Below are 26072 nucleotides of genomic sequence, written 5' to 3' on the forward strand. Positions count from 1 at the left end.
AGCGCCGCTTGCGGTATGCGGTACGAAAAAACCGGCCTTCGGGCCGGTTTTTTCATGGGTGCTGCCGTCTCGTTCATTTCACCGTCTCGTCCGTCCAGTTCCCCGCCAGCGCCTGGAGCAACGCCGCCGTATCGGCCAGCCGGTCGGCCTGCGCGCGCGTGCGGTCGAGCGCCGTCTGCAGCGCCTGCCGCTGTGCATCGAGCAGCTCGAACGTGCCGATCCCGCCCGCCGCGTAGCGGTCGCCGGCAATCGCATGGGTGGCGGCCGCTTCCCGTGCGGCCGTGTCCCGCGCCTGCAAGGCGGCCGCATCGTGTTCGACCGCGCGCATCGCGTCGGCCACCTGTTGAAGCGCCAGCAATACGGTTTCCCGATAACTCGCGAATGCCGCGTCGTAGGCCGCCTCCGCCGCGCGCTTTCTCGCGCGCAGTTCGCCGCCGTGGAAAAGCGGCTGCGTGAGACCGAGGCCGACATTCCATACATTGAGCCCGTCGACGATATCCGCGATGCGCGTGCGCTCCGAACCGATTCCCGCCGAAATCGAGAAACGCGGATACAGGTTCGCGGTGGCCACGCCGACGTTCGCGCTCGCCTGATGCAGCACGGCTTCCGCCGCGCGGATGTCGGGCCGTTCGCGGGCGAGCGTCGACGGCAGCGCGACGGGCAGCGCGCGCGGCAGCGCCAGCGCATCGAGCGCGAGTTCGGGCAGCACGGCATCCGATGGCGCCGCGCCGAGCAGGATCGCGAGCCGGTGGCCGGCCTGCCCGAGGCGGGTCGCGAGCGGCGGCAGCGACGCCTGCGTCTGCGCGAGCAGCGCGCGTTGCGCGTGCACATCGGCTTGCGACACGCCGCCTGCCGCATAACGCGCTTCGACGATGCGCAACTGCCGCGCCTGCGCGTCGACGAGCTGCCGCGTGAGCGCGACCTGTTGCGCGAGCGAGGCGCGCAGGATCGCGGTGGCGACGACGTTGCCCGCAAGCGTCAGCCGTGCGGCGTCGAGCGTGTAGGCCTGATAGTCGACCTGCGCACGCAGTGCTTCGAGCGCGCGCCGGTTGCCGCCGAACACATCGAGCACGTACGACACGCTGACCGACGCGTCGTACAGCGTAAACGGCCCGGGGTTCGGCACGTTGGCCGGCAGCCCGAACGCGGTGGTATCGACTTGCTCGCGCGTGGCGGACAGGTTCGCGTCGACACGCGGCAGCATCGTCGCGCCGGCTTCGGCCGCATGGTTCTGCCGCGCTTCGTCGAGCCGCGCGCGGGCTTCGGCGAGCGTCGGGCTGTTTTGCCACGCGGTGTCGACGAGCCGGTTCAACGGTTCGGAGCCGAACCGTGTCCACCAGCGCCGCGGCGTGTGGTCGGCCGACGAGAAAATCTGCGCGTCGCCGGCCGGGCCGCTGGCGGCGGCCGTCGTCGCGGGCAGCTCGCCGCGCGTGTACTGCCGCGCGGCCGGTGCGGCGGGCGGGCGGAAGTCCGGCCCGACCGCGCATCCGGCGACGAGCAGCGCCGCGGCGGCCAATGCGCAGCCGGCGGCAGTGCGGAAGGGGCGATGCGGGGCCGGTGTCATCGCATGCCGCCTAATCGAGCGTGCGCCGGTAGAAGCGCAGCGCGACGCCCATCACGACGACGGTGAACAGCGCGACCGGCCACACGGACGGCCACAGGTCGGCCCAGCCGTTGCCTTTCAGCAGGATGCCGCGCACGAGGCGGTTGAAGTAGGTGAGCGGCAGCAGGTTGCCGATGACCTGCGCCCACTTCGGCATGCCGGCGAACGGGAACATGAAACCCGACAGCAGGATGTTCGGCAGGAAGTAGAACACCGCGAGCTGCATCGCCTGCAACTGGTTCTGCGCGAGCGACGACAGCGTGATGCCGACCGTCAGGTTCGCGGCGATGAACAGCAGTGCCGACAGGTACAGCGCGAACACGCCGCCGACGAACGGCACGTCGAACACGAAGCGCGACGCGGCGACGATGATCGACACCTGGATCAGCCCGATCAGCACGTACGGGACGATCTTGCCCGTCATCACCTCGAGCGGCCGCACGGGCGTCGCGAGCAGGTTCTCCATCGTGCCGCGCTCGCGTTCGCGCGTGATCGCGAGACCCGTCATCATCACCATCGTCATCGTCAGGATCACGCCCATCAGGCCCGGCACGACGTTGTACTGCGTGATGCCTTCCGGGTTGTACAGCCGGTGCAGCACGACGTCGAACGCGGCCGGGCGACCGTTCAGGTGCGCGAGCGGCCCCGTCAGGTCCTTGTTGGCGACCGGTTGCACGAGGCCCGGCAGCGCGCCGATCGCCGACGCCGTGGCGACGGGGTCGGTCGCGTCCGCCTCGACCAGCAGCGCCGGGCGCTCGCCGCGCAGCAGCCGCCGCGAGAAATCGGCCGGCACGCTCAGCACGAACTGCACGTCGCCGCGTGCGAGCGCACGGCGGCCGGCCGCCTCGTCGGGCAAGGTGTCGACGATGTCGAAGTACGCGGAATTGCGCATCGCGGCGATGAAGCTGCGCGCGAACGGGCTGCCGTCGGCGACGATCACGGCGGTCGGCAGGTGCTTCGGATCGGTGTTGATCGCGAAGCCGAACAGCGCGAGCTGGATGATCGGCACGCCGACGATCATCGCGAAGGTCACGCGATCGCGGCGCAGCTGCAGGAACTCCTTCAGCACGATGCTCCACCAGCGCGCGACCGAGAACGATCCGCGCAGGCCCGCCCACGCATTCATGGCGACACCCGGCCGGGCGGCGCGGACGCGCGGCCCATCATGTAGATGAACACGTCCTTGAGCCCGGTGTCGATCGGCACGACCTGCAGCGGCGTATCGCGGGCGACCTGTTCGAGCGTCGCGTCGAGCCGCGCGTGGTCGCGGCCGCTCACGTGCAGCGCCGAGCCGAACACGACCGTCTGGTCGACGCCCGGCATCGTGCGCAGCCGCGCGGACAATTCGGTCAGGTGCTCGCCGGCGATCGCGCGGGTCGCAAGCCCTTGCGATGCGAGGATCTCGGCCGACGTGCCTTGCGCGAGCAGTTCGCCGTACGCGATGTACGCGAGCTTGTGGCAGCGCTCGGCCTCGTCCATGTAGTGCGTGCTGACGAGCACCGAGATCCCGCGCGCGGCGAGCCGGTGCAGCTCCTCCCAGAAATCGCGGCGCGCGGCCGGGTCGACGCCGGCGGTCGGCTCGTCGAGCAGCAGCAGCTCGGGCTCGTGCAGCATGCATGCGGCCAGCGCGAGGCGCTGCTTCCAGCCGCCCGACAGCGCGCCCGTGAGCTGGTCGGCGCGGCTCGCGAGGCCGAGCCCGTCGAGCGCGCGCGCGACGGCCGCCTTGCGGTCGCGCATCCCGTACACGCGGGCGACGAAGTCGAGGTTCTCGCGGATCGACAGGTCTTCCCAGTACGAGAAGCGCTGCGTCATGTAGCCGACGCGCCGCTTGATCTGCGCGCTGTCGCGCACGATGTCGTAGCCGAGGCAGGTTCCGCTGCCCGCATCCGGCGTGAGCAATCCGCACATCATCCGGATCGACGTCGTCTTGCCGCTGCCGTTCGGTCCGAGAAAACCGAAGATCTCGCCGCGCGCGACGCGCAGCGACACGTCCTTCACGACGTGCTTGTCGCCGAACCGCTTGTTCAACCGGTCGACGTCGATCGCGTACGGGGCGGGCGGCGCGTTCATCGCACGCTCACGGCGACGGGCTGGCCCGGATGCAGCTTCGGCGCATCGGCGGCGGCGGGGCGCGCCTCGATCATGAACACGAGCTTGGTGCGGCTCTCGTTGCTGTAGATGACGGGCGGCGTGTATTCGGCCTCGCTCGACACATAGGTGATGCGCGCGGGCACGTCGGCCGCGCAGCCGTCGCAATGGATCGCGACCGTGTGCCCCGGCGCGAGCGAGGCGATGGCCGCTTCCGGCACGAAGAAGCGCACCTTCAGGTTCTGCGGCGGCAACATCTGCACGACCGGGTTGCCGGCCTGCACCCATTCGCCGACGCGGTACAGCGTGTCGTACACGCGTCCGGCGCCCGGCGCGGCAACGCGCTTCTGGTCGAGCTTCCATTGCGCTTCGGCCACGGCCGCCTGCGCGGCGTCGACCTGTGCGGCTTGCGCGGCGACCTGTTGCGCGCGGCCCGGCAGGCGCGCGACGTCGACCTGCTTTTGCAGCTCGCGCATCTGCGCGGCCGTCGTCTGCGCGGCCGTGCGCGAATCGTCGAGTTGCTGCTTCGACAGGCCGCCGGCCGCGTACTGGCGTTCGTCGCGCGCGAGTTGCGCGGCGGCCCGCGCAGCTTGTGCGCTGGCCTGCGCGAGCTGCGCCTGCGTGACGGCGATTTCCGGCGGACGCTTGCCGGTCTGCAGGTCGGCCAGCTGCGCGCGTGCGGCCTCGAGCTGATGCTGCGCCTGGCGCAGCGCGGCCGTTTCGCTGACGGCTTCGAGCGAGAACGCCGGCGTGCCGGCGGCGACGGCCTGACCCCGCTCGACCGCCAGTTGCGTGAGCGTGCCCGACTGCGACGACGACAGGTACACGAATTCGCCTTCGACATAACCCTGGTAGGTCGTGCCGCTACCCGTCGAGCGTTCGCAGCCGGCGAGCAGCGCGATCGCGGCGGCCAGCGCCGGCAGGCGCGAGCGGGTCGCGTTCACGACGGCCTCCGCGGCGACGGGCCGCGTGCGCGCGGCGCGGCCGCGGGCGGCTGCATGCCCGAGCCGAGCAGCGCGCGCACGTGCCGGTGCAACGTGTCGCGGTCGATCGGCGGCAGGCCGCGCGCGCTGTGCCACAGCTTCGCGGTGGCGAGCGGCAGCATCACGAGCGCGATGATCGAGTGGAACAGGAACGCCGGTTCGAGCGCGGGATTCAGCGTGCCGGCCTGCTGCGCGGCGCGGATGCGTTCGGCGAAGCCGCCGATATGGTCGAGCGGGATGCGCCGGACCATCCGCTCGCGCAGCAACCCGCCTTCGTGGACGATCTCGCGCAGCCAGATCGACGGCAGCCACGGCATGCGGTGCGTGACGTCGAAGAAGCGGTCGACGAGTTCGGCGACGAGCGCGAACGGATCGTTCTCGATCCGCGGTTCGGTCGGCCGCCACACGAACGCGATGACCTGCGCGAGCCGCTCCTCGACGATCGCGTCGAGCAACTGCTCGCGGTTCGTGAAGTAGTAGTGGACCATCGCCGACGTGACGCCGGCGGCCGCCGCGATCTGCGCGACCGTCGTCGCGGCGATGCCGCGCTCGGCGAACAACGCGATCGCGACGTCGAGCATATGGCCGCGCAGGTCGAAATCGTCCACCGACGGGCGGCGCCCGCGCGGCCTGGCGACGGTGGCTTTCGCGTTCATGAAATCGACGCTAATTGATGAGTTAGTTAATTTCAAGGAAGGGTTTTCGCCGCCCTTGATCTCGATCAGGCGCGCGTCGAATCCGGCCACGGACGCGCGGGGCGCCACGTCGCGGCACGCAGTGCGCCGCCGGTGGCATGTAGGGAGCAGTTAACGGGGAAAAGGGCGAGCGGGCGCGCGCCAGCGGTAGCGCACGCGCCCCGCCAAGGGGTTACCGATCGATCGGCGACTTCAGCGGTTCGTGCTCGCCGGTCAGGCCGAACACGACGAGCTGCGCGGGCTCGGTCGCGCTTGCGTTGCGCGACACCGGGTGGCGCGAGCCGGGTGCCTCGTACCAGCCCTCGCCGGCGCGGTAGCGGCGCAGCGGGCCGTCGTTCACCTGCGACAGCACTTCGCCTTTCGACACGACGGCAAACACCGAGCCGAGGTGCCGGTGTGGGGCGGACGCCTGGCCGGGCGCATAGTCGACGGTCGCGACGACGACGCGCTTGCCGGGCGCTTCGGGCACGGCCTGCTGCATGATCGCGTGAACGCTGTCGCCGGCATCGTGCGCGAAGGCGGCGGCCGGCAGCGCGGCGCCGAGCACGAGCGCGGCGCCCAGAACGGTGCGATGGAGCGGGGAGCGGGTCATTGCCGGTTCCTTACTCGGGCATCTTGCGGAACGCGATCGCGAAGCGGTTCCACGTGTTGATCGTCGCGATCAGCATCGACAGGTCGAACAGTTCCTCGTCGGTGAAGTGCGGCTTGACGGCTTCCCAGACGGCGTCCGGCACGTGGTTGTCGGCCACCAGCGTCAGCGCCTCGGTCCATTCCAGCGCCGCGCGTTCGCGCTCGGTGAAGAACGGCGTTTCGCGCCACACGACGACGGTCGCGAGACGGCGGTCGGTTTCGCCGCCCTTGCGCGCGTCGGTCGTGTGCATGTCGACACAGAATGCACAGCCGTTGATCTGCGACGCGCGCAGGCGGACGAGTTCGGCGAGCGGCTTCTCGATCGAGCTCTTCGCGATGAAGTCCTCGGCGTTGCGCATCACCTTGATGGCGTTCGGGCTGGCGGTATAGAAGTTCAGGCGCGGTTGCATGGCAGGTCCTTTTCGGTGGGTGGCGCCGTGGCGGCGCGACAGGACCCACTTTACGAAACCGACTGGCCTGCTTGAATAGCCAATTCTGTGGAAATTCAGGTAACCAGTGATGGTCCGCCGGCCGCGCCCGCACCGAGCAGCCCGGCCAGTTTCGCGAGCGCCGTGTCGATGCGCAGCGCGTCGATCCCGCCATAGCCGAACAGCAGCCCCGCGCGCACCGGCACGCCGACGTGAAACGCCGAGATTCCGTACAGGCCGATGTCCTGCGCACGCGCCGCGAGGACGAGCGCCGCTTCGTCGAGGCCCGGCTTCAGGTGCGCGGCGAGGTGGATGCCGGCGGTCGGCACGATCGCGTCGAACCACGGCGCGAGTTCGCCGCGCAGATGCGCGATCAGCATCTTGCGTCGCGCGTCGTAGTGCTTCTGCACGCGCTTCAGGTGCCGGGCGAAATCGCCTTCGAGCATGAAGCGCGCGAGCGCCGCCTGCGTCAGCGTGCAGGTGTGCCAGTCGACGATTTGCTTCGCCTTGGCCAGCGCGCCGCGCAGCGCGCGCGGCGGAATCGCGTAGCCGATCCGCAGTTCGGGAAAGATCGTCTTCGAGAACGTGCCGACGTACGCGACGAGGCCCGTGCGGTCGAGGCTCTTCAGCGATTCGACCGGCCGGCCCTCGAAGCGGAATTCGCCGTCGTAGTCGTCCTCGATGATCACCGCGCGGCGGCGCTGCGCCCATTCGAGCAGCGCGATGCGCCGTTCCAGCGTCATCGGCATCCCGAGCGGGAACTGGTGCGACGGCGTCACGTAGACGAGCCGGGCTTCGTCGGGCAGGCGGCCGGTGACGAGGCCGTGCGCGTCGACAGGTACGCCGATCACGGTCGCGCCGAGCGATGCGAACGCGGCGCGCGCGGGCGGATAACCGGGATCCTCGACCGCGACCACGTCGCCAGGCCGCACGACGACACGCGCGAGCAGGTCGAGCGCCTGTTGCGCGCCGTGCGTGACGAGCACGTCGTCCCAGCCGCACGCGACCGCGCGGCTGAACGCGACGTAGCGCGCGATCGCGCCGCGCAGCTGCGGGTCGCCGGCCGGGTCGTGATACTGGCCGCGGCCGCGCGCCTGCTGGCGCAGCGCGTGATGCAGGCAGCGCCGCCACGCGTCGAACGGGAACAGCGTCTTGTCGGTCACGCCGCCGCGGAAGTCGAAGCCCGGCGCATCCTGCGGCGCGGGCATCGCGAGCGCGTCGGGCAGGTCGTTCCACAGCGCGCGGGCGTCGACCGCATCGACACGCGGCGTGGCGTCGACGATCGACGGCGCCGGCATCGCCGCCGCGTGCGGCACGCGCGCGAGGCCGTCCGCGATGAACGTGCCGTCGCCCGCGCGCGTAGTCAGGTAGCCCTCGGCGACGAGGCGCTCGAACGCGTCGAGCGTCGTCTTGCGCGACACGCCGAGCTGTTTCGCGAGATCGCGCGTCGACGGCAGCCGCGCGCCGCCTTCGAGGCGCCCGTCGACGATCGCCGTGCGCAGCTGCCGGAAGATCTGCCCCGTCAGGTCGTGACGGCCTTCGATGCGGATCGCGATGTCCATCGCAGTGGTAACCTCGATCGTGACGATTCAATGCCAATCAGGATACCGGAAGTCGGCGGACGGATCGGCAGCGTGCCGGTGCGAGCGCCCCCCCGCATCGCGCGATTGGACCGCAGGCCGCTGCTGCCTTACGATCCACGACACCCTTACCCCTGGAGCGACCTCATGCTGTCCGAAGACGAACTGGCGCTGCTCGACGCGATCCGTGCCACCGGCAGCCTGTCGCGTGCGGCCGCGCGGCTCGGCAAGGCGCCGTCGACGGTGTCGCACGCGGCGCGCCAGCTCGAAACGCGGTTCGACGCGCTGCTGTTCGACCGGCGCGGCTACCGACTGCAGCTCACGCCGGCCGGACAGGTGCTGGCCGACGAGGCGGCACGGCTGGCGCTGGACGTCGCGCGGCTCACGCAGCGCGTCCGGCAGATCGCGAGCGGCTGGGAGGACCGGCTGTGGATCGTCAGCGACGAGGTGCTGGAGTTCGACACGCTGCTGCCGGTCGTCCGCGCGTTCGACGCGCTCGATTCCGGCGTGTCGCTGCGCTTCACGCACGAAGTGCTCGGCGGCACCTGGGAAGCGCTGCGCGACGGCCGCGCGGACCTGGTGGTCGGCGCGACCAACGAGCCGCCGGCGATTCCCGGCTTCAAATGGTTCGAGCTCGGCGCGATGGAATGGGTATTCGCGGTGTCGCCGCGCCATCCGCTGGCCGCCGCGGGCGGCGTGCTGACGCGCGACGCGATCGGCGCGCATCGCGCGGTCGTCGTCGCCGATTCGTCGCGGCGCGCGGCCGGCCGTGCGTACGGGCTGCTCGGCGGCCAGCCCGTGCTCGCGGTGCCGTCGATGCGCGCGAAGATCCTCGCGCAGCGCGACGCGCTCGGGGTCGGCTGGGTGCCGCGCCGGCGTGTCACGTCGCTGCTTGCGCGCGGCGAACTGGTCGAGAAACAGACGGCCGATCCGCGCGAGCCGAATCTGCTGTACGTGGCGTGGCATGGCGAACGCGACGGCCGCGCGCTGCAATGGTGGCTCGAGCAACTGCGCGAGCCGCGCCTTGCGCAGCGGCTGCTCGACGGGATCGACGTCGTCGGCTGAAGCGGCCGCCCAAACATGTTCGATGTTTTCGAACATGTTCGTCGCGCCCGTCGTACGGCAAGGCCGCACGCCGGGCGCATCCTGTGTTCACGGTCAACTCACCGGTTCACAGGAGAACATCATGCAACGCTTCGAAGGAAAAACGGTCCTCGTCACGGGCGGCAACAGCGGCATCGGCCTGGCGGCCGCCAAGGCATTCGCGGCCGAAGGCGCGCGGGTCATCATCACCGGGCGCGACGCCCAGACGCTGGAAGCCGCCCGGCAATCGCTCGGCGAAGGCGCGCTGGCGATCCGCAACGAGGCCGGCAGCGTCGCGTCGGCGCGCGCGCTGGCCGACGCGATCGCGACGGCGGGCGCCCGGCTCGACGCCGTGTTCATCAACGCGGGCGTCGCGAAGCTCGCGCCGTTCGCCGACAGCGACGAGGCCATGTGGGACCTCGTGTTCAACACCAACGTGAAGGGCGCGTATTTCCAGATCCAGTCGCTGGTGCCGCTGCTGAACCGCGGCGCGTCGATCGTGATCAACGGTTCGATCAACGCGCACATCGGGATGCCCGGCTCGTCGGTGTACGCGGCGAGCAAGGCGGCCGTCAATTCGTTCGCGAAGACGCTGTCGACGGAACTGTTGCCGCACGGCGTGCGCGTGAACGTCGTCAGCCCGGGACCGGTGCAGACGCCGCTGTACGGCAAGCTCGGGCTCGATGCGGCGACGCTCGACGAGACGGCCGACAAGATCAAGGGCCTCGTCCCGGTCGGTCGTTTCGGTACGCCGGAAGAAATCGCGTCGACGGTGCTGCACCTGAGCGCGGCGGAATCGGCGTTCATCGTCGGCGCGGAAATCATCGCGTCGGGCGGGATGGGCCTGCTCTGATCCGCGACACCGACGAAGGCCGTTCGCCGGGCGCCGCGGCGCCCGGCGGACGGCCCCGCCACGCGCGGGACGGAGCAGGCGAATCGCGCCTAGCGGGCGGCGCAGGCGCCGGCCTCGAGCTGCGTTACCGTGAGCCCGGAGAATGTCGCGCGGCCGTGCTCGGCGAACACGGCGACGCGGTCCGCATCGAGCGGCGGAAAGACCAGGTCGGTCAGCGCCACGCGGCCGCCGTTCGCGAACACTTCGACCGAGCCGCGATCGACGACGATCTCGAGCCGCACTTGGCCGCGCTCGAGCGGCAGGTCCACGATGTGCTCGCGGCTGAACTTGTCGGCGAAATGCGTTTCGCCCGAGCGGGAACGGTCGAGCGTCAGCGTGCGTTTCGCCGTGTCGTAGACGATCCGGGTGCCGGTCGACCCGTCGGCGGAACCCCGGACGATCAGGCCGGCGCGCGCCGCTTGCCGCGGCGCCATCGTCACCGTGATGCGCTGGACCACGCCGCGTGTCGCGGCCGGCAGCACGCGCGTCGCGGAGTCGACCGTGAGGTCGCCTTCGTGCACGACGGGCCGGCTGTCCGCCCACGCATCGAATGCGGCCGCCGGCGTGACGAAGAGCGTCGGCTCGCCGTCGATCGTCTTCAGCGACAGTTCGCGCGGCAGGGTGGTCGCGCCGCGCCACGGCGCAGTCGGCGCTTTCGCCGCGTAATCCCAGTTGCTCATCCACGCGATCGCGACGGGCCGCGCGCCGGGCGCGCCCGAGAACGTGCCGGCCGCGTAGAAGTCCGCGCCGTGATCGACCCAGCGGAATTGCGCGGGATCGGAGCCGGCGGGCGCAATGTGGTCGGGCACGAACGTGCGGCCGTCGAAATCGCCGACGAAATACATCGCCCCGGAACCGCCCGCGATCGACCACGGGTTGACGTTGACGATCATGACCCACCTGATGCGTTGCGGATCGTCGTCGAGCGGCAGCGGCACGAGGTCCGGCATTTCCCACAGCGCGCCGTCGTGCGGCACGCCCGGCCGCGTGAAGTCGCTCAGGAAATTCCAGTGGATCAGGTCGTCGGAGCGATAGAGCTTCACGACGTGCGCGTCGGCGACGACCGTCGTCATCAGCCAGTAGCCGCCCGGCGCATACCACGACACTTTCGGGTCGCGAAATTCCTTCGATTCCGGATCGAGCGTGAGCACCGGGTTGTGCGCATACGGCTGCCAGGTCGTGCCCTGGTCGAGGCTGTACGCGAGCGACTGGGCCTGGACGCCCGGTGCGTGACCCGAGCCGGGCTTGTAGACGCTCGTATACAGCGCGACGAGCGGCGTGCGGCCCGGTTGGCCGAGACCGGACGTGTTCAGCGTGTCGGCGACGATCGAGCCGGAGAAGATTTCCTCCGATGCGTTCGCGCGCATCGCGACCGGCTCTTCGCGCCAGTGGACGAGATCGGTGCTCGTCGCATGGCCCCACGACATGTTGCCCCAGTCGTTGCCGAGCGGATTGTATTGATAGAACAGGTGATAACGACCGTTGTCGTAGACGAGCCCGTTCGGATCGTTCATCCAGTTGCGCTGCGGCGTGTAGTGAAGCGCGGGCCGCCATTGCGGCGTGCCCTGGCCGGCCGGTGCGTCGCACGGGGCGGCGGCGACCTGCGAGCACGCCAGGCAGGCGAGCAGCAACCGGGCGATCCGGAAGGTAAGGCGGAAAGACGTCGAATTCATGCGCGGTACCGTGCTTCGTCGGGCGAAGCGGGCAAGGGGCGCATGCCGCGTTCAACGGCGGCACGCGCGTGTGTTCGAAGAAAAAAGGGAGGCGCACACGCGACACGCGCGATATGCGCCTCCTCGACCCCGGGCCTTTACCAGCTTTCTTTATAGTTGGTTATCCTAATTGACATGGCTGCTGCCGTCGTTGTGGCCGGCCCCGGTTGCAGGCAGGTTCGCGGGGATGTCGCCGTAGCCGCCGAGCCCGCCGCTTCCGTAGGCGCGGTCGACCGCCGTCGACGTGCCGTTGATGCGCACTTTCACCGTCGGCGCGAGCGTGCCGCCGCGGCGCGGGCCGATCGCATCGATGAACGACTCGACGAGCCCGCCCGGCATCACGTAGTGCGAATACGACTGGAATTCGCGCGGGTTCTGGTTCGGATCCTGCGAATACGGCGCACCGGCCGGCGCGGAGAAGTCGGTCGGGTTGCCGAGCACGAGCCCGCTGCCGCCGTTCAGCGGCAGGAAGTCGCTGCGGATCCCGTTGCCGACGAAGCCGTACACGCCGTCCGGGCCGTCGACGCCGGCCGCCATCGTCGTGCGGTGGCTGATCGTGAACAGGTAGTACTTGCCGTCCTTCAGGTAGATCTGCGGCCGCTCGGTCTGGTCGTCGACGCAGTTCGCCGACAGGATCGGCGGCAGGAACTTCCACTCGGTCAGTTGCGGGTTCGTGGCGATCGCGAGGCCGACATTGGCCTTTTGATACACTGCGCCCGAATTCATCACCGCGTTGAGATCCTCCTTGTACGGATCGTTCGCCGCGTAGCCCAGGTCGGCGTCGGTACAGGTGCGCGCGCCGCGCGGGCCGCCCGTGTTGCCTTCGAAGACCATGTAGGTCTTGCCCGGATGCGCGGGGTCGGTGAACACGAACGGATCGCGGAACGAGAAGTAGGTGTTCTGCTGGCCGGTCTGGTAGTACTTGCCGTCGGGCTCCAGCAGCGCCTTGTGATCGTCGAAGCCGCTGAACCACACGTGCTTGTCGTCGGCATGGATGTGGCCGTCGGTGCGCGTGATGATCGCCTGCGGCGGCGTGATGTCGGCGCCGCCGGGTGCCGAGCGGTTGAACGACGTCGCGGTGTAGTAGAGGCTGACGTTGTCACCGTGCGTGAGGCGAGCCGAGCCCGACCATTCGGCGTTGTTGGTCATCGGCGCGGTGCCGAACACCCTGGCGCTCGCGCCGTCCGGGAACAGGTGGCCGCCCCAGGTCCAGCCGCCGTTCGCGGGGCGCTGCGACGCGGGGATGCCCGCGCGGCGGTAGAAGAAGCCGATGCGCGCATGGACGTGACGGTCGTCGAACGTGTAGCCCGCGTGCGGATCGGCGGTGAGCGAAAAGATCACCTCCCAGCCCTTGTAGCTGAGCTGGTTGGCGCGCAGGTCGGCCAGCGGCCAGGTGTCCCACACCCACACGTTCGAGTTGATCAGCGGGAAATCCTGCGGGATGTCCGGCATCGTCAGCGCTTGCGGCAGCGAGTTCCGGTCGGCGCCGGCGGTGTGCGATTGCGCGACGATCTGGCGGATGTCCGCGCGCGTCCAGCGCATCGTGAAGTTGCCTTCGGGATCGTAGGCTTGCTGGGAGTGAGGCGTGGGCATGGGCGCGCCCGTGCCGCCGGACTGCGCGTGCGCGACGGACGCGAAGGCGGCGAGTGCGCCGCCAGCGAGCAGCAAACGCCGGGTCGTCGCCGGGCGGAAAAAGGGAAAGTATGTCATCTCGTCGTCGTTTCCTGGGAAGGTGAAAGTGAACGGCTGAGTGGGCATCGATGTCCAAACCGGTTTGGATGCTATTTCAAACCGGTTTGGACGTCAAAAGATAATTATTTGACGGTAATCACTACCGACAGGAAACAATTGCCGCCAATCGGCATGCCGTGCGGCGCATGAAGGGCGAGGAACGACGGTGAAGGTGAATCTGAAGGCGCTATCGGATGCGCTCGGGCTGTCGCGCACGACGGTCAGCCGCGCGTTGAACGGTTACGACGACGTCAGCGAGGCAACCCGCGAACGCGTCGCGCGGGCGGCGCGGGAAATGGGCTACGTGGCCGATCCGACCGCGCGCCGGCTGGCGACCGGTCGAGCGGACATGATCGGAATCGTTTATCCGTTCGGTGCGGGCGATCTTGGCGATCCGCGTTTCGGCGAGGTTGTCGCGGGCATGACCGAGCGGCTCGCCGAGCGCAATCTCGATTTCATCATCGCGTCCGCGCGACCGAACGCGGAGCTGGAGACCTATCGGCGGATCGTCGACGGCAAACTGGTCGACGGGCTGATCGTCGCGCGCACGCTCGTCGACGATCCGCGCATCGCGTACCTGCAATCGAGCGCGTTTCCGTACGTCGCGTACGGCCGCACGCAGGCGGCCGAACCGTACGCGTGGTTCGATTTCGACAACGAGGCCGGCGCGCGCGATGCGGTGCGCAGGCTGATCGCCTTCGGGCATCGGCGCATCGCGATGATCAGCGCGCCGCTGGTGCTGAATTTCGCCGCACAGCGGCGCGCCGGTTTTCTGTCGGCGTTGCGCGAAGCGGGCATCGAACCCGATCCGGCGCTGCTCGTCGAGTGCCCGTTCACGCACGATGGCGGGTGGCAGGCCATGCGGGCATTGCTCGCGCGAGACGAGCGGCCGACGGCGCTGCTCGTCGACAACAACATCGCGGGCGGCGGCGCGTTCCGTGTGCTCGCGGACAGCGGGTTGCGCCTGGGCGCGGACATGTCGCTGATCGTCTATGACGGCGTGCCGCCGGACGTCACGCATCCGTATCGCGTGACGGCCGTCGTGCAGCCGACCGGGCATGCGTCGGGGCGCGCGCTGGCGGAACTCATGCTGCGGCTGCTGGGCGACGGCGTGCACGAGCATCGGCTCGAGGCGCCGGTCATCGAGACCGGCGACACCGACGGCCCGCTGCGCGGCTAGCCGGCGCGGGAACGGTGCGGGGCGTGATCGGCCCCGCGCGCGTTGCCGGGCCGGGTCCAGCATCGGGCGTGATGGAAAGGCCATGACGGCGGCAGGGGCGAATGCCCGTTTTTCTAGACGACCGGTCTAATCCGTCCTATCATCCGTCCTCATGAATGCGACGGCGTATTCGGGCGTGGACGACACGGACGCGAAAATGCCATTTCGTGCTGCGATGCTGTCCATGCGGCGAGACGCCGTCGTTTTATTTGGCTCATTTCTAGACGACTGGTCTAATAGAGGCGTGGTATTCGGCGCGATCGATCGCACGATGACGCGCCAGCGCTGACTAACCGACAGGCGTACCGCGCCGACCGGCCATCGCCGGTTGCGCGGCCCTGTTCCCCCGTTCATTTTCGAAGGAGTGTCCGATCATGAAGATTCTGGTTGTCCTGACCTCGCACGACACGCTCGGCGACACCGGCAAGAAGACCGGCTTCTGGCTCGAGGAACTGGCCGCGCCGTACTACGCGTTCAAGGATGCGGGCGTCGAACTGACGCTCGCATCGCCGAAGGGCGGCCAGCCGCCGCTCGACCCGAAAAGCAGCGATCCGTCCGCGCAGACCGACGCCACGCGCCGCTTCGACGCCGATGCGGCAGCCAAGGCGCAGCTCGCGTCGACGCACAAGCTGACCGACGTGTCGGTGGACGACTACGACGCCGTGTTCTACCCGGGCGGCCACGGCCCGCTGTGGGATCTCGCCGAGGATCTGCATTCGATCGGCCTGATCGAGCGCGCGCTCGCCGCCGGCAAGCCGGTCGCGGCCGTCTGCCACGCGCCGGGCGTGTTGCGCCACGTGAAGAACCCGCAGACCGGCGAATCGGTGGTGCGCGGCAAGCGCGCGACGGGTTTCACCAACAGCGAGGAAGCCGCCGTCGAACTGACGGAAGTCGTGCCGTTCCTCGTCGAGGACATGCTGAAGACCAACGGCGCGGAATTCGAGCGCAGCGCCGACTGGGCGCCGCACGTCGTCACCGACGGGCTGCTGATCACGGGGCAGAACCCCGCGTCGTCGGCGCCCGCTGCCGAGGCATTGCTCGCCAAGCTCGGCCGCCGCTGACCGCATGGCGCCGGCCGGTCCGGCGCCGTTCCCGTTTCGTCGCCGGGCACGGCCGGCCCGCCGACGGCCCGTATCGTTCCGCCGTGCGCATCGCGCGGCGCGTTCCCTGTCGTTTTGCAGAACCAAGCAAAGGAGTCGTGGATGTCTGCCCTGTTCGAACCGTTCAAACTCAAGGATGTCACGCTGCGCAACCGTATCGCGGTGCCGCCGATGTGCCAGTACGTCGCCGAAGACGGCGTCGTCAACGACTGGCATCACGTGCATCTGGCCGGCATCGCGCGCGGCGGCGCGGGTCTCGTGATCGCGGAGGCGACGGCCGTGTCCCCGGAAGGGCGCATCACGCCGGGCTGCGCGGGGCTGTGGAACGATGCGCAGGCCGAAGCGTTCGCGCCGTCCGTCGCGGCGATCAAGGCGGCCGGCTCGGTACCCGGCATCCAGATCGCGCATGCGGGCCGCAAGGCGAGCGCGAACCGTCCGTGGGAAGGCGACGACCATATCGCCGACGGCGATCCGCGCGGCTGGCAGACCATCGCACCGTCGGCCGTGCCGTTCGGCGCGCACCTGCCGAAAGTGCCGCGTGAAATGACGCACGACGATATCGTCCGCGTGCAGGCCGATTTCGTCGCATCGGCGAAGCGTGCGCGCGATCTCGGCTTCGAGTGGCTCGAACTGCACTTCGCGCACGGTTACCTGGGCCAGAGCTTCTTCTCGGTGCATTCGAACCACCGCACCGACGAATATGGCGGCTCGGCGGAGAATCGCGGCCGCTTCCTCGTCGACACGCTCGCGGCCGTGCGCAAGGTCTGGCCCGAGCACCTGCCGTTGACCGCGCGCCTTGGCGTGATCGAATACGACGGCCGTGACGAAGAGACGCTTGCCGAGTCGATCGCGCTCACGCAGCGGATGAAGCGGGAAGGGCTCGACATGCTGAGCGTGTCGGTCGGCTTCTCGACACCCGCCGCGCAGATTCCATGGGGCCCGGCGTTCCTCGCGCCGATCGCCGAGCGCGTGCGCCGCGAGGCCGGGCTGCCGGTGTCGTCCGCATGGGGGATCGACACGCCGCAACTGGCGAACCGCGTGGTGGCCGACGCGCAGCTCGATCTCGTGATGGTCGGCCGCGCGCATCTGGCCGATCCGCACTGGCCGTACTACGCGGCCAAGCAGCTCGGCGTCGAGCGTCCGTCGTGGACGCTGCCCGCGCCGTACGCGCACTGGCTCGAGCGTTACCGGATCGCCGACAAGGCGGCCTGAGCCGCCTTCACGACACGGCGCGCGCATATTGCGCGTCGCCGATCCGGCGCCGATGGATAGAATGGCGGTTCATGCAGGCCGGTTGCCTGCGCGAACCGCCATTTTTCATTTCGACAGAGGTGCCATGGGCGCACATGTCCCGTCGTCTCCCGATTCCGCCGCACGGCCGCGCGCGCAGCAGATTGCCCGCGTCGTGCTGTATGCGGCGCTGCTGGTGCTCGCGCTGTGGATCATCCGCGACTTCATTCCCGCCATCGCATGGGCCTGCGTGATCGCCATCGCGATGTGGCCGCTGCTCAAACGCTTCGAATCGCATCGGCTGTTCCGTGACCGGCCGACGCTGATCGCGACCGTCATCACGGCCGCGATCTCGTTGCTCGTCGTGCTGCCGGTCGCGGTCGCGACCATCCAGGCGATCGGGCAGGCGCACGACCTGCGCGAGTGGTTGAAGTCGGTCCAGGACAGCGGCATTCCGTTGCCGGACGTCGTCAGCCGGCTGCCTTACGGCTCGGCGCAGATCACCGAATGGTGGCAGGCCAATCTCGGCCATCCGCTGCATGCGGCCAGCGCGATGCACGGCGTCAGCAGCGAGAAATTCCTCGCGTACGGGCGGCAGTTCGGCACGAAGGTCGCGCATGTGCTGCTCGAATTCGGCTTCATGCTCGTCACGCTGTTCGTGATCCTGCGCGCGGGCCACAAGCTGTCGGGCGCATTGCTGCAGGGCGCGCGGCGCGCGTTCGGGCACAACGGCGCGGAACTGATCGACCGGATGGTCAAGGCCGTGTACGGCACCGTGACGGGGCTCGTCGTCGTCGGGCTCGGCGAGGGTGCGCTGCTCGGCATCGCGTATGCGTTGGCCGGCGTCCCGCACGCGGCGCTGCTCGGCCTCGTCACGGCGATTGCCGCGATGCTGCCGTTCTGCGCGCCGATCGTGTTCTGCGGCGCGGCGCTCTGGTTGTTCGTGCAGGGTGCGACGGTGTGGGCCGTCGTGGTGGCCGTGCTCGGTTTCGTCGTCGTGTTCGTCGCCGAGCATTTCGTGCGGCCGGTGCTGATCGGCGGCTCGACGCGGCTGCCATTCCTGCTGGTGCTGTTCGGCATCCTCGGCGGCGCCGAGACGTTCGGCCTGATCGGGCTGTTCGTCGGCCCCGCGCTGATGACGGTGCTGACGATGCTGTGGGCCGAGTGGATCGCGTGACGATGCGCGACGTTGTGCCGATTTGACGCATCGGCGCGGCGGGTTCGATGCGCGTACAAGCATGCGCGGGCCGCAACGACCGGGCTTGCGCGCGGGCATGACCTGCAGGGATTTGTATAAAGATCTCTACATTTCTTTTCGATCCGGACCCAAAGGTCGAGTAGCATGGGGCTTTCGATCACGCCGGCATGGCGCAGCAGATTTTCCCCAAGCATGCGATTGATTCCGATGTCCCGTCCCGCAGCGATGCTGTCTCTGGCCGCAGGCTGCCTGATGTTGCACGGTTGCGCCTGGTTCGACGCGTGGCTGCCGTTCTCGTATTCGCGCACGCCGCTTGCGCGGGCCGCGTCGCGGCACGGCGCGACGCGCGCCGATGTCGTCCGCGCGGCCGGCAACCCGCGCAGCGTCTGGATGGTCCGCAACGGCAGCGGCGTCTGCTACAACTACTTCATCGAGCACGGCAACGATCACCGGACGTACTTCGTCGTGTTCGACAAGGCCGGCGTCGTCACGCAGCACGGCTTCGACACCTGCATGGACGCCGATCGCAAGGGCGCGCTCCAGCCGGGCAAGGCCGCTTCGCGCTAGTGCGCGGCGGCCCGCGGGCGCCGGCCGTTACGCAATCGTATCGACCACGCCGCCATCGACACGCAGCGCGGCGCCGGTCGTCGCCGAAGCCTGCGGCGAGCACACGTAGACCACCAGGTTCGCGACTTCCTCGGGCGTCGCGGGCCGCTGGATGATCGAGCTCGAGCGGTGATTGCGCACGAACTCCACGGCCACGTCGTCGACGCTGCGGCCGGATGCGTCGGCCGTTTCCTTCAGCATCGCGCGCACGCCGTCCGACATCGTCGGCCCCGGCAGCACCGAATTGACGGTGACGCTGGTGCCGGCGGCGAGCTTCGCGAGGCCGCGCGCGATCGACAGTTGCGCGGTTTTCGTGAACCCGTAATGAATCATGTCGACCGGGATGTTCAGGCCCGATTCCGACGAAATGAACACGACGCGCCCGGCATTGCGTTCGATCATCCCCTTCAGGTAATGCCGTGCGAGCCGCACGCCGGACATCACGTTCATCTGGAAGTAATGTTCCCACTCGGCGTCGTCGATCTCGAAGAACGCCTTCAGGCCGTAGATGCCCGCATTGTTGACGAGGATGTCGGCCTCGGGCGTGTGCTGCGTGATGCGCGCGACGCCGGCTGCGTCGGACAGGTCGGCGGCGACGCCCTCGAAGCTTGCGCCGGGCACTGCCGCGCGCAGTTGCGCGAGCGCCGATTGCACCGACGCGTCGCTGCGGCCGTTGACGACGACGCGCGCATCGGCGCGCGCGAGCCCTTCGGCGATCGCGAGCCCGATGCCGGCGGTGGAAGCGGTGACGACCGCGGTCTTGCCTTTCAGATCGATGTGCATGAGCGTGACGGGAGAGGAGTGAACGGGAACCGCCGCGTGTGCCGCGGCGGACGAAACTCAAAGCTTAGGAGAATTTCGAGCAACAGGCCATCCCGCCCGTGGGGCGGCGGCGTTGACGCACACACTCCGGATGCGGACGTGAAGCGCTGCCCGTTCGTGAGTCGCGGGTGCGCGAGATCCCGGTCGGCTCAGGTTGGCTGAGCGCGAGACCGGGATCGCGCGCGTGCTTCGCCCGCGGGGAACCCCGCCAATGACGCGTTTGCGGGCTGCGATGGCGGCATGTGTGCATCCGGTGCGGATGGATCGGCGCCACAGCCGACGCTGGCGGATGTCGCGGATGCCGCCGGTCCGTCTTGTGCCCCTTGCTCGCAGCCTTTGCGAAGCACGCCAATGGCAGGCAAATATCACGAGCACATGACGAACCAGTCCCACCAGTAATATCCCACCAGCTCCTGTGTACTTCGTTCCAGCGTATAGAGTCCGAAGCAGGCGCCAAGCGTTTCTATCCCGCTCGTTCGTGCCTTGGCACCGATGCTGACGAAAGTGTGCGACTTCTTCAGCGGCGGCAGGCCGTCGGACGTTTCAGGGTTCAGCTGCACGGCCGTCACTTCAAGGAAGTCCTGCGTGAACTGGTTGAAAACCTGCTGGCCGAAGAGGTGCGAAACCTGATAAACGAGCACGGCCTCGTCCGCGTTCCCATAGAGGGACACCGCCCTGAGTGAAACGGTGTCGCCCGGTAACAGCGTCAGACGTGATTCAGCGGCGCCATTTCCGATCGCCCCACCGCGTGCCCCGGTGTAAAGCAGGCGTACGGCGCGATGGTCGATGGCGGTCGGTGCCCCGGGCTGCTTGCTCGGATTCGGGTACCTCGTCTTGATGTATTCCGTGTCGATTACGGCCAGGATGTCGATTTGCTGCGCGGTCGGGTCGAGATTGATGCTTCCAAGATCGGCTGTCATACGTGGTGCTCCATTCGAGTTCTGTCGCGGAAAGGGGCGGCGCCCGGTCAGGCGCCGTGCAAGACTTGCCGGCTGGATCGCCTCCGTCCGGCTTCGGAGCGAGTGGCCGGGGCGCTTGCCTCAACTGGCGGTGGCTTGCCAGGTCCAGAAGAAGTAGCCGAACAACGTCTTCTTGTTTTGATCCCGCGTATAAAGTGCAAAACACGCACCGAGGTTCTCGGATCCGGAAGAACCTGCTACGGCATTGAGGCTTTGAAACGCCTGGGATTGCGCCGAGATCGCGATGACGTCGGGCGTCTCCGCGGCGCTCGGTGCGTCGGCCTCGACGATGTTGTGCACGGCAAACCGGCTGAAGACCCGATCCCCCGAGAAGTGCCGCACGTCGTAGATCACCGCCGCATCGCCCGAGATGTCGGACAGCGACGTCCCCATCAGGGATACGCTGTCGTGAACCTGCAGCTTCAGGCCCAGCGTTCCCGTTCCTTCCGAACTGCTCACGCCCGGCAGGCGGCTGCTGAGCATGAACGCGGCATTGCTGGTGATGGCCGTCGGGGCGGATGCGTTCCTGCTCGGGTTGGGATAATGTGCCTTGACATAATGCGTGTCGATAACCGCAAGAATGTGAATGAATTGAGCGGTCTTTTCCAGGTTGATGCTGTCCAGGTCGACTTTCATTGGAATGCCTCCGTGGTAGGTCAATTGCCCGTTTGGTGCGAATGGCGCATCGGCGATGCGCTCTTTCAGTATCGTCAATTTATATTCATCTTTGTACCTGTCAGGTTTGATGGGGGATCTATTTTAGTAGCGCGTATTTTATTTATTTAGGGGCGGGAGGTGGTTCTGGCGAGGTCGTGGAATCAACGTGCTGGCGGGGATGGTGTGATCCTTCCATTACGTGTTCGCGCGATATTGTTTGTGAGCAGGGCGCGGGTGCGCTTCGACTTGTGTAATTGGCTGTAATTGATTTTTGTGATTTTCCTGCTACCGGAAATTGGATTATTGATTGTGGGCTGCAATGATCGTTATCGTGTAATTGGTTGTAATTGATTGTTCCGGTCAAAATAAGGATATTGATCGTGACGCACTAATGACGTGTCGTCGGATTTCAATTGCCAACGTTGAATGATTGGAGGTTAACCATGGCTTCCGAAGTCACCCTTGCATCAAGCGCGCAGGACATCAACATCATCGTGGTTATCGACACGGAATGGGTCAAGAGAACGTACCCGACTCCGAGCCAGAACCCGGGCAGTCCGACGGGCATCGCTCACAATGGCCAGTTCATGATTTGCACCGGCGCGCGCGGCATCAAGGGGCAGGGTACGGCCGACCTGGAAATCACCGCCTACCCGCGTGACCGCATCATGTTCACCGGCGTGTCGATCTACGACAACTCCGACGACGCCGTGATCATCTACGACATCAAGCACTACAAGGGTGATCAGGTGTTCAACCAGTTCAACTGCAACACGGTCGTCCGCAACGGTGCGGTGGAACCCGATCCGGAATCGCATACCCGAAATGGCCTCCCGGCCAAGCAGAAGCAGCTCACGTTCGCGACCTTCGACTCGTCGGTCAGGAACAGCGGCACCGAGTATTTCGGCGTTTGCTTCGCGCTTTACAAGCTCGTCGGCGGGCAGAAGCAGGAACTGTTCGGCTACTACTGGTGGGATCCGAAGATCTACGTTCCGGCCTGACCTCATCCACTCGACTCGAGCGCGGGGGCAACGGGAAATGCGTGTCGACACCGGGCGAAGCGCGGGCATGTGGGAGCCGTGTCTTCGTCAGTGTCGAGGCGTCGGCTGAGGCAGGGTTGTGCCCACGGGAATTTCCGTGGGCACAATGCACGTTTGACGGCAGCCCGTTCGTTTTTGTTTGCCGCCGCGAATCCTGCAGGCGGGCGCAGGTTGCGCGGCGCCGCACAGTCTTGTACGGTGAGCGTTCGCCGTCCGAACCGGGAGCCCGCCGCGTGAGCCGTACCGCCAACCGATCCATCGATCCGTCGCCGTTCTGGCGCGATGCGGCGCTGCCGTTCATCGAAGCGCGCACCGTCGACGACGGCCGCGAGATCTGTTACGCGAAACATACGCACGACACGTTTTCGGTGGGCGCGATCGTCGGCGGCACGAGCACCTACGTGAACGGCGCGACGCGCGCGCACGTCGGGCGCGGCGTGCTCGTCATCATCGATCCGGAACAGGTGCATGCGTGCAACCCGTACGGCCCCGACGCGTGGGCGTACCGGATGGTCTATGTCGACGTGCCGTGGCTCACACGGCTGCAGCATGCGCTGGGCCGTGATCCGAATGGCGATTTTCGCGGGTTTTCGCCGAAATTGACGGAACGGGGCGACCTGTTCGCGCAATTTGGCGGTTTCTATCGCACGCTCGTGGCGCCTGCCGTCGATCCGCTCGGCAAGGAAAGCGCGGCGGTCGAATTCTTCACGCAACTGCACGGCGCGCTCGATCGCGAGCCGCCCGACCCGCGGCCGGGCGACGACAACGCCAAGCTCGCGCGCGCGGCCGACTACATCGCGGCACATTGCCGCGAGGGCGTGACGCTCGATGCGATCTGCGCGGCCGCCGACCTGTCGCCGTCGTACCTGATCCGCGCGTTCAACGCGCGCTACGGGATGACGCCGCACGCGTTCCTGATCGATCGCCGTGTCCAGTACGGCCGTACCGAGCTGCGCCGCGGCCGGCCGATCGCCGAAGTCGCGCTCGACGCCGGTTTTGCCGACCAGGCCCATTTCCAGCGCGCGTTCCGGCGCATCGCGGCCGCGACGCCCGGACAGTACCGCAGCGCGATGCGCTGACCGGCGGCGCGGCTACACGTCCAGCAGGAACAGCGCGCTGCCCGCGAGCAGCAGCGCCATCAACCGGTTGAACACGCGCATGCGCCGCGCGTTCGCGAGCCGGTGCCGCAGCGACGCGCCCGCGTACGCCCAGCAGGCGATCGACGCGAAGCAGATCACCAGATACAGCGCGGCGAATTGCCAGACCTGTGCACGGTCGCCATCGGCCGCGTACGCGCCCATCGCGGCCACGCACGCGAGCCATGCCTTCGGATTGAGCCACTGCATCGCGGCGCCGGCCGCCGCCGACGGGCCGGCCACGTCCGGGTCGGCCGACAGCCGGCCGTCGTCGAGCGCGAGCCGCAGCGCCAGGTAGAGCAGGAACGCGATTCCCGACCACTGCGTGGCCGTCGTCAGCATCGGCCAGCGCGCGAGCGCGGCGTGCAGCCCGAGGCCGATCAGCAGGAACAGCGCGACGAAGCCGAGCGTCGCGCCGGCCGCATACCGCAGGCTTGCGCCGAGACCGTGGCGCGCGCCCGCGCTGAGCGCGACGATGTTGACGGGACCGGGCGTGATCGAGGACGCCAGCGCGAACGCGGCCATCGAAACCAGCATGCTCATTGATTGCCTCCATGCGAATGTCAAAGTCGCATCGAGACTAAAGAAGCCGCGCGTGCCGGTATTGAAGAAAACTGCCCTCGGCGGCGCTGCCGGGATTCGGGTAACGCCGAACCGGGCACAGCGCTCACCGGCGCTCGAAAGTCGTTGGACGCAGGTGTTGCAACCGAAGGCATCGCGTCTCACGTCACGGACGGGCGGCCGCCGCGAGCGCGTCGAACACGTCCGCTTCCGGAAGCCGCAGCCACGATTCCGGGCCCGCGTCGATTTCCTCGACCGTCAGCAGGCACGCATCGAGTTCGCGACGCAACCGGTCGTGATCGACCGACTGCCCGATGAACACGATTTCCTGCCGACAATCCCCTGCCGGCTCCTCCCATTTCTTCAGCACGCCGTCGCGGCGATAGTCGTCGAGCGGCCAGTCCGACTGCGGGATGAATCGCCACCATCGCCCGACGTAACCCCACTGGAACGCGCCGCCCGTCTGCACCAGCATGGCGATGTCGGTATACCGGTGCGCAGCCCAGACATAACCCTTGCAGCGCAGCAGCCGGCCGTTGTCCCACGGACGACGCAGCCAGGCGAGCAGGCGCGCCGGATGAAACGGCGCACGTTCGCGATAGGTCCACGACGCGATCCCGTACGCATCCGATTCCGACGGACGTTCGTCGATCTGCATGCGCTGCATCCATCCCGGCGATTCGACCAGCGCCGGCAGATCGAAGCGCCGGGTATCCAGCACGTCCGACGGATCGACCTTGCCGTGCTGCATCGGCAGGATTCGCGCAGCCGGATTCAGCGACGCAAGCATCGCGCGCAGCCGGTCGAAACCCGCATGGCCGATCCGGTCGAGACGGCTCACGAGGATCACGTTCGCGTATTCGACTTGCTCGAGCAGCAGGTCCGACAGCTTGCGCGGCGGGCCGGAATGGCCGTCGTTCGCGAGCGCCGCGTCGTGCGCGACCGGTTCGGCCGACGCGATCATGTCCTCGAACGTCTCGCCGTCGACCACCGTGACGAGCGTGTCCAGCCGTGCCAGCTCGCTCAGGCTGAAACCGTCCCGATCGAGAAACGCAAACGTCTCCGCGACCGGCATCGGCTCCGAGATGCCGGTCGATTCGATCAGCAGATAATCGAAGCGGCGCTGCCGCGCGAGCGTGCTGATCTGCTCGAGCAGGTCGGCGCGCAGCGTGCAGCAGATGCAGCCGTTGCTCATCTCGACCAGTTCGTCCTCGCCTCGATGCAGCTCGACGTTGCGCCGCACGTCGTCGGCGTCGATGTTCACTTCGCTCATGTCGTTGACGATCACGGCGACCTTCAGTCCTGCGCGATTGCGCAGGATGTGGTTCAGCAACGTCGTTTTCCCGGCGCCGAGGAAGCCGGACAGCACGGTGACCGGAATCCTCGGGCCGGGGGCGGCCGGCGCGCCTGGCGTCCCCGGCGTCGTCATGCGCTTGGCCCGGACGCGCGATCCAGGTAGCCTTCGAACAGGTCGACCACGACGTAGCCGTCGTCGGCGGCGTCGCCCCACAGATCCTTCACGCGGAACTCGACATGGTAGGTCGGCTGATGCGCGGCGCCGGTGTCGCCGTGGCCGATCGCGTCCGGGAAGGGCCACGATTCGGTCGTCCGGTGCAGCACGACGCCTTCCTTGCCGCGAACGTAGCCCGGCGCGCGGATGTGTCCGCTGACGTATTCGTCGCGAACGACGACACGCTCGCCGACCTCGAACCGCGTCGAGTCGGGCGGAGCCGCGCGGCCGCCGGATGTCGGCGGGTTCGCGAGCCGGAAATGCGAACCGAGCGCGCGGTCGAGTTCATCCTGCGTGAGCACGCCGGTTTCGACGAGCAATGTCGCCGTCGCGATCACGTAGCGCTCGTAGTAGCGCGTGCCGACATGCTGGCGTACATCGATGCGTTCGACCGCGTGACGTACCTCGTCGACGCTGAATTTTTTCAGTTGGTCCACGCCGACGAACATCAGGCTGTACGCGAGATGTTCCCAGTCTTCCTTGAAGACCGGCTTGTAGCCGAGACTGTTGATCGTATGCGGCACCGGGCCGAAACCCTGGAAGCCGCCGAGGTCGTGAAAGCCGTCCATATGTGATCTCCGAGATGAAGGACGAAAGCGAAACGGGGGG

General features: G+C 67.9%; 25 protein-coding genes. 9 read left to right on the forward strand and 16 right to left on the reverse strand.

Going from position 1 to position 26072, the window contains the following annotated elements; translation table 11 throughout:
* Positions 1-73 precede the first annotated feature (73 nt).
* The 8 genes from HWX00_RS25425 to pdxR all read right to left on the reverse strand — a co-directional run bounded on the left by HWX00_RS25425 (position 74) and on the right by pdxR (position 7989).
* Positions 74-1564 (reverse strand): efflux transporter outer membrane subunit, encoded by a 1491-nt coding sequence (locus HWX00_RS25425; protein WP_175029361.1) that lies wholly within the window; start codon positions 1562-1564, stop codon positions 74-76.
* A 10-nt stretch (positions 1565-1574) separates the two neighbouring features.
* Complete coding sequence (locus tag HWX00_RS25430) at positions 1575-2729, reverse strand: ABC transporter permease (RefSeq protein ID WP_049034161.1); 1155 nt, start codon at positions 2727-2729, stop codon at positions 1575-1577.
* Complete coding sequence (locus HWX00_RS25435; protein WP_175029360.1) at positions 2726-3673, reverse strand: ABC transporter ATP-binding protein; 948 nt, start codon at positions 3671-3673, stop codon at positions 2726-2728. Before HWX00_RS25435 ends, HWX00_RS25430 begins: the two co-directional genes overlap by 4 nt.
* A complete protein-coding gene (locus tag HWX00_RS25440; protein ID WP_124669367.1) occupies positions 3670-4635 on the reverse strand; it encodes an HlyD family secretion protein in 966 nt (321 codons plus the stop codon). The genes HWX00_RS25435 and HWX00_RS25440 overlap by 4 nt, the downstream gene beginning before the upstream one ends.
* Positions 4632-5330 carry a TetR/AcrR family transcriptional regulator gene (locus tag HWX00_RS25445; RefSeq protein ID WP_034191506.1) on the reverse strand — a complete coding sequence of 233 codons (699 nt, stop codon included), beginning with the start codon at positions 5328-5330 and terminating at the stop codon, positions 4632-4634. The genes HWX00_RS25440 and HWX00_RS25445 overlap by 4 nt, the downstream gene beginning before the upstream one ends.
* 211 nt (positions 5331-5541) lie before the next feature.
* Positions 5542-5961 (reverse strand): cupin domain-containing protein, encoded by a 420-nt coding sequence (locus HWX00_RS25450; protein ID WP_049032703.1) that lies wholly within the window; start codon positions 5959-5961, stop codon positions 5542-5544.
* 10 nt (positions 5962-5971) lie between these two features.
* Positions 5972-6409, reverse strand: coding sequence for a carboxymuconolactone decarboxylase family protein (locus tag HWX00_RS25455; protein ID WP_049032701.1), 438 nt, complete (start codon positions 6407-6409; stop codon positions 5972-5974).
* Between the two features lie 95 nt (positions 6410-6504).
* Complete coding sequence (gene pdxR, locus HWX00_RS25460; RefSeq protein ID WP_175027983.1) at positions 6505-7989, reverse strand: MocR-like pyridoxine biosynthesis transcription factor PdxR; 1485 nt, start codon at positions 7987-7989, stop codon at positions 6505-6507.
* 165 nt (positions 7990-8154) lie between these two features.
* On the opposite strand from pdxR, the gene HWX00_RS25465 reads away from it, so the two are divergent.
* Both HWX00_RS25465 and HWX00_RS25470 read left to right on the forward strand, forming a co-directional pair.
* Positions 8155-9072 carry a LysR family transcriptional regulator gene (locus HWX00_RS25465; protein ID WP_034191502.1) on the forward strand — a complete coding sequence of 306 codons (918 nt, stop codon included), beginning with the start codon at positions 8155-8157 and terminating at the stop codon, positions 9070-9072.
* A 121-nt stretch (positions 9073-9193) separates the two neighbouring features.
* Positions 9194-9943, forward strand: a complete 750-nt coding sequence (locus HWX00_RS25470) for an SDR family oxidoreductase (protein ID WP_059556704.1) — start codon at positions 9194-9196, stop codon at positions 9941-9943.
* Positions 9944-10032: 89 nt separating this feature from the next.
* On the opposite strand, the gene HWX00_RS25475 is transcribed toward HWX00_RS25470, so the two are convergent.
* Together HWX00_RS25475 and HWX00_RS25480 are read right to left on the reverse strand one after the other, a co-directional pair.
* Positions 10033-11655, reverse strand: coding sequence for a glycoside hydrolase family 32 protein (locus HWX00_RS25475; RefSeq protein WP_034191501.1), 1623 nt, complete (start codon positions 11653-11655; stop codon positions 10033-10035).
* A 165-nt stretch (positions 11656-11820) separates the two neighbouring features.
* Complete coding sequence (locus HWX00_RS25480) at positions 11821-13404, reverse strand: glycoside hydrolase family 68 protein (RefSeq protein ID WP_175027982.1); 1584 nt, start codon at positions 13402-13404, stop codon at positions 11821-11823.
* Positions 13405-13591: 187 nt separating this feature from the next.
* Here HWX00_RS25480 and HWX00_RS25485 point away from each other — a divergent pair, with 187 nt between their 5' ends.
* The 5 genes from HWX00_RS25485 (at position 13592) to HWX00_RS25505 (ending at position 18739) form a co-directional block, all read left to right on the forward strand.
* Positions 13592-14605 carry a substrate-binding domain-containing protein gene (locus HWX00_RS25485; RefSeq protein WP_175027981.1) on the forward strand — a complete coding sequence of 338 codons (1014 nt, stop codon included), beginning with the start codon at positions 13592-13594 and terminating at the stop codon, positions 14603-14605.
* Between the two features lie 413 nt (positions 14606-15018).
* Entirely contained in the window at positions 15019-15705 is a 687-nt protein-coding gene (locus HWX00_RS25490; RefSeq protein WP_059556477.1) for a type 1 glutamine amidotransferase domain-containing protein, read from the forward strand.
* 141 nt (positions 15706-15846) lie between these two features.
* Positions 15847-16956 carry an NADH:flavin oxidoreductase/NADH oxidase gene (locus HWX00_RS25495; protein ID WP_175027980.1) on the forward strand — a complete coding sequence of 370 codons (1110 nt, stop codon included), beginning with the start codon at positions 15847-15849 and terminating at the stop codon, positions 16954-16956.
* Positions 16957-17080: 124 nt separating this feature from the next.
* Positions 17081-18151 carry an AI-2E family transporter gene (locus tag HWX00_RS25500; RefSeq protein ID WP_034191496.1) on the forward strand — a complete coding sequence of 357 codons (1071 nt, stop codon included), beginning with the start codon at positions 17081-17083 and terminating at the stop codon, positions 18149-18151.
* Positions 18152-18364: 213 nt separating this feature from the next.
* Entirely contained in the window at positions 18365-18739 is a 375-nt protein-coding gene (locus HWX00_RS25505; RefSeq protein WP_175027979.1) for a hypothetical protein, read from the forward strand.
* A gap of 27 nt (positions 18740-18766) precedes the next feature.
* On the opposite strand, the gene HWX00_RS25510 is transcribed toward HWX00_RS25505, so the two are convergent.
* The 3 genes from HWX00_RS25510 to HWX00_RS25520 all read right to left on the reverse strand — a co-directional run bounded on the left by HWX00_RS25510 (position 18767) and on the right by HWX00_RS25520 (position 21273).
* Complete coding sequence (locus tag HWX00_RS25510) at positions 18767-19561, reverse strand: SDR family NAD(P)-dependent oxidoreductase (protein ID WP_175027978.1); 795 nt, start codon at positions 19559-19561, stop codon at positions 18767-18769.
* Positions 19562-19965: 404 nt separating this feature from the next.
* The gene (locus HWX00_RS25515) at positions 19966-20520 is read right to left on the reverse strand and encodes an inclusion body family protein (protein ID WP_034191493.1); all 555 of its coding nucleotides are present in this window, start codon (positions 20518-20520) and stop codon (positions 19966-19968) included.
* A gap of 120 nt (positions 20521-20640) precedes the next feature.
* Positions 20641-21273, reverse strand: coding sequence for an AidA/PixA family protein (locus HWX00_RS25520; protein ID WP_226193912.1), 633 nt, complete (start codon positions 21271-21273; stop codon positions 20641-20643).
* A 386-nt stretch (positions 21274-21659) separates the two neighbouring features.
* Between HWX00_RS25520 and HWX00_RS25525 the strand changes: the two genes are divergently transcribed.
* Both HWX00_RS25525 and HWX00_RS25530 read left to right on the forward strand, forming a co-directional pair.
* Positions 21660-22217, forward strand: coding sequence for an inclusion body family protein (locus tag HWX00_RS25525; protein WP_034191491.1), 558 nt, complete (start codon positions 21660-21662; stop codon positions 22215-22217).
* A gap of 272 nt (positions 22218-22489) precedes the next feature.
* The gene (locus tag HWX00_RS25530) at positions 22490-23335 is read left to right on the forward strand and encodes an AraC family transcriptional regulator (RefSeq protein WP_175027977.1); all 846 of its coding nucleotides are present in this window, start codon (positions 22490-22492) and stop codon (positions 23333-23335) included.
* 12 nt (positions 23336-23347) lie between these two features.
* On the opposite strand, the gene HWX00_RS25535 is transcribed toward HWX00_RS25530, so the two are convergent.
* The 3 genes from HWX00_RS25535 to nthB all read right to left on the reverse strand — a co-directional run bounded on the left by HWX00_RS25535 (position 23348) and on the right by nthB (position 26032).
* A complete protein-coding gene (locus HWX00_RS25535; RefSeq protein WP_049031615.1) occupies positions 23348-23935 on the reverse strand; it encodes a LysE family translocator in 588 nt (195 codons plus the stop codon).
* 184 nt (positions 23936-24119) lie between these two features.
* Positions 24120-25382 carry a GTP-binding protein gene (locus HWX00_RS25540; RefSeq protein ID WP_175027976.1) on the reverse strand — a complete coding sequence of 421 codons (1263 nt, stop codon included), beginning with the start codon at positions 25380-25382 and terminating at the stop codon, positions 24120-24122.
* Positions 25379-26032 (reverse strand): nitrile hydratase subunit beta, encoded by a 654-nt coding sequence (gene nthB, locus HWX00_RS25545; protein WP_034191488.1) that lies wholly within the window; start codon positions 26030-26032, stop codon positions 25379-25381. Before nthB ends, HWX00_RS25540 begins: the two co-directional genes overlap by 4 nt.
* Positions 26033-26072 lie beyond the last annotated feature (40 nt).

Origin of the sequence: Burkholderia seminalis DSM 23518 (assembly GCF_902832885.1) — a bacterium.
GTDB classification, from domain to species: Bacteria; Pseudomonadota; Gammaproteobacteria; order Burkholderiales; family Burkholderiaceae; genus Burkholderia; species Burkholderia seminalis.

What these genes read in the sequence shown, in the direction of transcription:
- HWX00_RS25425 (WP_175029361.1), bottom strand. Translation starts at nt 1,564, where the DNA reads ATGACACCGGCCCCGCATCGCCCCTTCCGCACTGCCGCCGGCTGCGCA.
- HWX00_RS25430 (WP_049034161.1), bottom strand. Translation starts at nt 2,729, where the DNA reads ATGAATGCGTGGGCGGGCCTGCGCGGATCGTTCTCGGTCGCGCGCTGG.
- HWX00_RS25435 (WP_175029360.1), bottom strand. Translation starts at nt 3,673, where the DNA reads ATGAACGCGCCGCCCGCCCCGTACGCGATCGACGTCGACCGGTTGAAC.
- HWX00_RS25445 (WP_034191506.1), bottom strand. Translation starts at nt 5,330, where the DNA reads ATGAACGCGAAAGCCACCGTCGCCAGGCCGCGCGGGCGCCGCCCGTCG.
- HWX00_RS25450 (WP_049032703.1), bottom strand. Translation starts at nt 5,961, where the DNA reads ATGACCCGCTCCCCGCTCCATCGCACCGTTCTGGGCGCCGCGCTCGTG.
- HWX00_RS25455 (WP_049032701.1), bottom strand. Translation starts at nt 6,409, where the DNA reads ATGCAACCGCGCCTGAACTTCTATACCGCCAGCCCGAACGCCATCAAG.
- pdxR (WP_175027983.1), bottom strand. Translation starts at nt 7,989, where the DNA reads ATGGACATCGCGATCCGCATCGAAGGCCGTCACGACCTGACGGGGCAG.
- HWX00_RS25465 (WP_034191502.1), top strand. Translation starts at nt 8,155, where the DNA reads ATGCTGTCCGAAGACGAACTGGCGCTGCTCGACGCGATCCGTGCCACC.
- HWX00_RS25470 (WP_059556704.1), top strand. Translation starts at nt 9,194, where the DNA reads ATGCAACGCTTCGAAGGAAAAACGGTCCTCGTCACGGGCGGCAACAGC.
- HWX00_RS25475 (WP_034191501.1), bottom strand. Translation starts at nt 11,655, where the DNA reads ATGAATTCGACGTCTTTCCGCCTTACCTTCCGGATCGCCCGGTTGCTG.
- HWX00_RS25480 (WP_175027982.1), bottom strand. Translation starts at nt 13,404, where the DNA reads ATGACATACTTTCCCTTTTTCCGCCCGGCGACGACCCGGCGTTTGCTG.
- HWX00_RS25490 (WP_059556477.1), top strand. Translation starts at nt 15,019, where the DNA reads ATGAAGATTCTGGTTGTCCTGACCTCGCACGACACGCTCGGCGACACC.
- HWX00_RS25495 (WP_175027980.1), top strand. Translation starts at nt 15,847, where the DNA reads ATGTCTGCCCTGTTCGAACCGTTCAAACTCAAGGATGTCACGCTGCGC.
- HWX00_RS25500 (WP_034191496.1), top strand. Translation starts at nt 17,081, where the DNA reads ATGGGCGCACATGTCCCGTCGTCTCCCGATTCCGCCGCACGGCCGCGC.
- HWX00_RS25505 (WP_175027979.1), top strand. Translation starts at nt 18,365, where the DNA reads ATGCGATTGATTCCGATGTCCCGTCCCGCAGCGATGCTGTCTCTGGCC.
- HWX00_RS25510 (WP_175027978.1), bottom strand. Translation starts at nt 19,561, where the DNA reads ATGCACATCGATCTGAAAGGCAAGACCGCGGTCGTCACCGCTTCCACC.
- HWX00_RS25515 (WP_034191493.1), bottom strand. Translation starts at nt 20,520, where the DNA reads ATGACAGCCGATCTTGGAAGCATCAATCTCGACCCGACCGCGCAGCAA.
- HWX00_RS25525 (WP_034191491.1), top strand. Translation starts at nt 21,660, where the DNA reads ATGGCTTCCGAAGTCACCCTTGCATCAAGCGCGCAGGACATCAACATC.
- HWX00_RS25535 (WP_049031615.1), bottom strand. Translation starts at nt 23,935, where the DNA reads ATGAGCATGCTGGTTTCGATGGCCGCGTTCGCGCTGGCGTCCTCGATC.
- HWX00_RS25540 (WP_175027976.1), bottom strand. Translation starts at nt 25,382, where the DNA reads ATGACGACGCCGGGGACGCCAGGCGCGCCGGCCGCCCCCGGCCCGAGG.
- nthB (WP_034191488.1), bottom strand. Translation starts at nt 26,032, where the DNA reads ATGGACGGCTTTCACGACCTCGGCGGCTTCCAGGGTTTCGGCCCGGTG.